This is a genomic window from Mesorhizobium sp. M7A.F.Ca.CA.003.01.2.1 (assembly GCF_003998945.1).
GTDB classification, from domain to species: domain Bacteria; phylum Pseudomonadota; class Alphaproteobacteria; order Rhizobiales; family Rhizobiaceae; genus Mesorhizobium; species Mesorhizobium ciceri.
This window is the reverse complement of sequence record NZ_RZRA01001316.1, coordinates 1-1119: the sequence shown is the minus strand read 5'-3', so window position 1 is coordinate 1119 and position 1119 is coordinate 1. Positions and strand designations below refer to the sequence as shown.

General features: G+C 66.1%; 1 protein-coding gene. It reads right to left on the bottom strand.

All coding sequences use genetic code 11. The features are described 5' to 3' along the window. Positions 1 to 1119: hybrid sensor histidine kinase/response regulator (locus tag EN969_RS32305; RefSeq protein ID WP_164758721.1), on the bottom strand; the 1119-nt coding region annotated here is incomplete at both ends.

The following is a 1119-nucleotide window of genomic DNA, read 5'->3' as shown; positions in this document are numbered from 1 at the left end:
GGCCTGACCCTGGCCATCATCGAGCGCAGTACCGCTGGTTTGAGCGGTTTGTTGATCACCGCAATCTCGAGCCCGCCGGCGGTCGTGCGCACCTCGTTGGAGCGGTCGGCGGTGACCAGCACGGCCGGCAGGGTGTCGCCATGGATCGCACGCAGCCTGACGACGAGTTCGAGGCCGGTTTCGCCGTCGAGATGGTAGTCGGCAAGGACGATGTCCGGGCGATGTATCTTCGCGGTCTCCAGATCCTTTGAACCGGACGCGGTGTCGACGTTGCAACCCCAGCCTTCGAGCAGGAGCCGCATGCCTTCGAGGATGCGGGCGTCGTTGTCGATGCACAGCACGTGCAGACCGGCCAGCGAGGCTGTCGCGCGGGCGGGAGCCCTGGCTTCGATCTCGCGTCGTGCCTGCACGGCCGCGACGGGCAGGATAACGGAGAATCGCGTGCCCTTGCCCGGACTGGAAAAGATGCGGATCTCCAGGCGCAACACCCGGGCGATGCGGTCGACGATGGAGAGGCCGAGACCGAGGCCCTCGGCCTCGCGCGCGCCCTCGTCGAGCCGGGTGAATTCGCGAAAGACGGTGTTCAGCTTGTCGCCGGCGATGCCGATGCCGGTGTCGATCACCTGGATCTCGGCCAATTCGCCGCGCCGCCTGACGCCAACCAGCACGCGGCCGCGGCGCGTGTATTTGATGGCGTTGGAGACGAGATTCTGGATCAGGCGGCGCAGCAAATTGCGGTCCGTCGTCACCGTCAGCGATGACGGCATGATGGTCAGCTCGAGCTTCTTTTCGGCGGCCAGCGGCCGGAAGTCGTTGCCGATCTGGCGCAGCAATCCGTCGAGGTTGAAGGCGGTGTCATCCGGCTTCATCGCGCCGGCATCGAGGCGGGAGATGTCGAGCACGGCGCCGAGAATGGTCTCGACGGATTCCAGCGAGGATTCGATGTTCACGGCCGCCTTGCCGGCAGGTCCCTTGCCGGCCTTCTCGATCAGCGAGGAGCAATAGAGCCGGGCGGCGTTCAGCGGCTGCAGGATGTCGTGGCCGGCGGCGGCGAGGAAGCGCGTCTTGCCGAGATTGGCCTCCTCGGCCAGCATCTGTGCCTGCGCCAGTTCCTCATTG